This window comes from Candidatus Cloacimonadota bacterium (assembly GCA_020532355.1).
GTDB lineage: Bacteria > Cloacimonadota > Cloacimonadia > Cloacimonadales > Cloacimonadaceae > UBA5456.
Genome location: JAJBBD010000206.1, coordinates 1 through 4,676 on the forward strand (window position 1 = coordinate 1; position 4,676 = coordinate 4,676).

Here is a 4,676-nt window from a genome sequence, read left to right on the forward strand (position 1 = left end):
CTTACGGCATATACACCCATAACTGCGATGATGACCACGAAGATCGCCATAAACAAGCTGATGTCCTTGTAGATTCTATCTTGTACATAGAATTCCGCTTGTGCAAGCTCAATATCTTTGGATGTGTAGCCAAACACTCCGCCCCCGGCAGCATCGGTAAATAGCTCTTCCAGAGCAGGCAACACGTTATGTTTGCTGCCCTCCTGCCAGCTAATCTGATAGTACTTTATCACGTATGGATTCAAGATCATTATCATCGGTATCATCTCATGATGGGGAGGAAAAAACCAGCAATCTTCCACCACTGCCACCACCTCATACCAGTTGCTATCGTCATCCGTGGCCATACGAAGCCTGCTGCCCAAGGGATTTGTCAAGTATTTGTCCGCAAAGCTCCGATTTACCACAGCCTGCGCCTCTGTTGCTTCATCAGGGATATTGCCTGAAAGCAGCTCGATTTCTCTTATCCGAAAAAAATCCGGCGTGCAGCTGCTCAAATAAGATGCTATGGGCGTATCCATCTCACTATCGTATAAATAGATCTCGACTTCATGAAAGCCGTTTTGGTTATCTAAGCTCTTACTTACCAGATTGAAATTGCTCACGCTTTCTTTTTGTACACCCGGTATCTCACGAATCCTTTGTCGTAAGATTCTGGCATCATAGTAACCCTGCCTGGCTGTGTCATTAATGCTAAGATACTCATATTGAATGGTATTTTGGGAATCCCAACACCAATCTAGGTTTCGAGCATTACTGTATTGCAGAGAAACCGAAACCGCCACAGCTATAAAAATAAAGCCGATGATCATCTGCACTACCAGCAGAATGCTAATGCCTCTGTCGCGCTGCACAATCTGCCGGGCACTTTGTTCCAATATCAGTTTGGAATGGTGCAAGCTCATTATCACACCGGACAGCACAGCCAGCGATAATAATGCAATAACGCCGTAAAATGCATGGGGCAGGGTGAACAGGCTGTAGCTAAGCACATCCACTTGGCAGATATCGCGAAATATGCTCATGGTAGCAGTATACAAAATGACCCCAAGCAATACTGAAATAACGAAATACAGACCATATTCGCCTAGCAACTGGCCAAAAATATCAGCTCTTCCGGCACCCAGTGCGCGTCTGAAATAGAACTCATCGCCACGCTTCTTCCAGGAAAGGCCGATTATAATAAAGAAATTGGATACTGCCGTCAGCAAGAACATGAAGGACAGCACCAGAATTGAATAGATGTTTAGAATTGACATCGTGGGAGCATCATCTTTCAGGCCGGTAATGAAGTGAATTTTGCTGATGGGATCGAGGTTTACTTCTAATCGGCCGGTTTGCCCAATCACGGAGCGATATTCATCCAGGATTTCGTTTAATTTATGCTCGACAACCTGTTTATCTTCTTTATCGGGAATCTTTACTCGGACATGACCTGTAAGATACCAGTCTTCCTCAGAATCGGTGCGATACTCATCTTCATTGTACCAAAGTGAATAGTGGTCGTGTCTCAAATGCAAATTACTATCCAAATCAGTGAATACTCCGCTTATGAAATACTGAGGATTTCCTCCTGCATAGATCTTTTTGCCCACCGGATTGACATCTCCAAAGAAATTCCTCGAAAAGCTCTCACTGATCAGTATTCCGTTACGGTCATTTAATAGTGAATCTGGATCGCCATAGATGATTTCCATTTTGTAGTGCCGGGGGAAATTTTCTGAGACATAAACTTTCTCTTCCATTTGGAAAGGCTTGCCGTCACAGCGCAGGTTAAGAGCTATCACACTTGGCCAGTATACAATATAATCCTGAACCTCTGGAATATCTTTCAGCAACATCTTTGCGGGGGGGATAAAAAACGAGGCAGAGGAAAACTCTCCCAATTCCGGGTGAATTTGGCTGTAACGTAGGCGATACCACTCTTCTTTGTTCTCCACATTACGATCATAATCTAGATAGTACAAAGAATACGAGATCAAATGAGCCACTACCGCCAAGCCAACGGCGAATCCCAGAATAGCAATTGCAAAGCTAAACTTCTGTCGTAAAATTTGCCTAAATGCCAACCTGATGTGTTTGGAGATCACTTTCCCTTCTTGATGCGAATATTCTCTCTGTCTTTATAAGCTCTGTAGGATGAAGTAATCACGACCTCCCCTTCTTTAAGCCCTTCTAATACTTCTACGTCGCGGATATTACGAAAACCCATTCTCACGGCACACCGGGTGGCTCTTGTAGCTTTTGAATCCATCACGTAAACCCAGTGCCCACCTCCATCACTTAAATATTGTCCTTGAGGTAGGTACAATACATCTTCCAAACTATCGGTAATGACCTCCACAGCAACAGATTGCCCAGATTTCATAGTCTTTGGAATATCCCCTGAAATGTCCACCTGAATCTTGTCGTTGATCAGACGGGGATATACTTTGGATACAGTAAGCATCACGTCTTCTCCTTGATGGCGTATCCTAGCTACGGCGCCCTCAGCCAACCTGCCAAGGTAGTATTGATCTACGCTGCCCCTCAGATAGTAGCGAGTGTCATCTTCAATCACTGCCAAAAGGCTTCCAGTAGAGATGATCTGACCCAACTTCAAATCTATCTCTGTAATCTGACCGCTCATCGGAGCCTTTACGTCTAGCTCGTTAATGCGGTTCCGGATCTGCTGTAAACTAAGTTGCAGTTGTTTCACGGCTCCATCCAGTTGTTCCAGTTGTTGCACTCGATACAGCGAATCCGTGCGTGCTTCTTCCACCAGATATTCGTATCTGGTATTCGCAATTTGGTAATCTTCTTGTGCCAAAAGATACTCTTCTTCTGAGATGAAGCTCTTACGTTTGAGTTCTACCTTCTGACGAAATTTCCGCTGTTCTCTGGCTAGTGCATTGCGGGCTTCTGCAATTTTTAGCTTCTGACTTTGCAAACTCTGGTTGTTCAGTATGCGCGCATTATTTAGGTTGTTTACTTGATCTGTGACTGCTGTTTCTTGAGCCAGTAAATTCAGTTTTAAGTCGTCATTACTGAGTTTAAGAATAGTTTGCCCTTTTTTAACATAGTCTCCGGATTGATAGTAAATGGCTTCTATTCTGCCTCCGGTCATAGCTTCTACCCTGTAAGTACTTATGGGAGTCACAACTGCATCCGCACTGAACGAGCCCTCCATTCTGCCTCTTTGCACTTTTGCGGTTAAGATGTCGCTCTCACGCACTATGGCATCCTGAAGATAACTTCTTATCCAGATCTGTCCCAAAATTAAAAAAACAGAAAGAATTAAAATAACCGGAACCAGTCTCATTTTTTTGAGCATTCGTTCTTTAATCGGAATCTCTCTATCCATCAAAGCCTCATATTTCATCTCTATTCACGTATAGTATCTTCTACCGCTCAATATTGCAATATTTATTCCACCCCCCCCCATTGTTGCAGATGTTAATAATCTCATTACAATTTTGATCAATAGGCGCATAGTTCCACTTTCATGCGCATCGGATCCTCAAAAAATACAGCATAGCAGCCCTCACCGGCGGCAAATGGGTGGCGATCTTGATAGAGGATGGCGATTCCTTTTGATTTCAAGTCTAAGGTAATGTCATCTACAAACTGCCGGGATGGAGCATGGAAGGCCAGGTGGTTCAATCCGCTATGGCACCGGTGATATTTGGGTTCTTTAAATTCTGCTTCCGTTTTTACAAACACGATATATGTGCTGTCCAATTTATAACTAATGCCCGCTCCCCATTCCTGAAACACCGTATAACCGAGTCGGGACAGAAACCAGCCCCAAAAGTCTTTCGTGGCTTCAAGATCGTCTACGTATATTTCTACATGGTGCAAAATTCCGGTTTTACTCATCTTTCTTGCGTTTCTTTCGACTGAGGGCAAGACCACCAAAACCACCGATTACCGCCATGTAGAATCCAAGATCGTAGCTCCAGCCGGTGTTATTGGGTTCATACATGCGGATTCCATCACCAAAGATACTAAGCACAAGAGATAATGGAGCAATCCAACCGTGCCAGATACCGTGAATCAGATTTGCTTTTTTGCCGCCTTCTTTGAATTGATCGGAACCTGCACAAGCGCTGAGAATCAGGATTAATAAGAGAGAGATTACAACAATTTTTATCATGGTAGCTCCTTACTACATTCATGGAATCTATTTTCTATAGAAAAGAGATGCGGTCAAGATATATTTGTTTCGCAAACAGAAGGTCAATCTTGGCGATCCGAACCAAGCGAGAGCCATCAATGCGGATGGTGGGGATATCGGAAAACTTCAGGGCATCCACTATCCGGTTCCGATCTGCGATAAACTTCTCAGAAGCACTCATAGACTTACCTCGATTGAGTTTAGTTGTTGATATATCCACTGCTCACGGTTAGCGATCACTTGAGCAAACACATTAAGAGCGGTAATGCCTTCCCGCTTGATCTTGGCTTGGATCTTGTGAGCAATCTGTTCTACCGTGAGCAGCTTTCCACTCTTCTTATCAGTCCAGGAGAGCCCTTTCCGCTCTACCCATTACTCTAGAGGTGCTATGGGAGTCCAGGATGGTACTTTACCGGGGAGGGTGGGCAAAGTTGCGCTCAATAAAACCACTAAACCGATACTTAGTGCATAGAAATCTGCTATATATAGATGTGCACCGGTCTCCTAACTACATTATTTC

Annotated in this window: 5 protein-coding genes; all 5 read right to left on the bottom strand. The window is 44.0% G+C overall.

All coding sequences use genetic code 11. The features are described 5' to 3' along the window. On the bottom strand, positions 1-2,090 hold a 2,090-nt coding region (locus LHW48_07125), incomplete at its 3' end, for a hypothetical protein (GenBank protein MCB5260229.1). Further along, positions 2,087-3,343 (bottom strand): HlyD family efflux transporter periplasmic adaptor subunit, encoded by a 1,257-nt coding sequence (locus LHW48_07130; GenBank protein ID MCB5260230.1) that lies wholly within the window; start codon positions 3,341-3,343, stop codon positions 2,087-2,089. The genes LHW48_07130 and LHW48_07125, both read right to left, overlap by 4 nt. Positions 3,344-3,459: 116 nt before the next feature. Continuing rightward, positions 3,460-3,858, bottom strand: coding sequence for a VOC family protein (locus tag LHW48_07135; GenBank protein ID MCB5260231.1), 399 nt, complete (start codon positions 3,856-3,858; stop codon positions 3,460-3,462). Then, positions 3,851-4,135: a hypothetical protein gene (locus tag LHW48_07140; GenBank protein MCB5260232.1), complete on the bottom strand. Its 285-nt coding sequence runs from the start codon at positions 4,133-4,135 to the stop codon at positions 3,851-3,853. Before LHW48_07140 ends, LHW48_07135 begins: the two co-directional genes overlap by 8 nt. A gap of 34 nt (positions 4,136-4,169) precedes the next feature. Continuing rightward, on the bottom strand, positions 4,170-4,376 hold the full coding sequence (locus tag LHW48_07145) for a hypothetical protein (protein MCB5260233.1): 207 nt from the start codon (positions 4,374-4,376) through the stop codon (positions 4,170-4,172). Positions 4,377-4,676 lie beyond the last annotated feature (300 nt).

Bases quoted from the DNA above. Each gene is read 5' to 3' on its own strand.
- LHW48_07140 (MCB5260232.1), bottom strand. From the start codon at position 4,135: ATGATAAAAATTGTTGTAATCTCTCTCTTATTAATCCTGATTCTCAGC.
- LHW48_07135 (MCB5260231.1), bottom strand. From the start codon at position 3,858: ATGAGTAAAACCGGAATTTTGCACCATGTAGAAATATACGTAGACGAT.
- LHW48_07130 (MCB5260230.1), bottom strand. From the start codon at position 3,343: ATGGATAGAGAGATTCCGATTAAAGAACGAATGCTCAAAAAAATGAGA.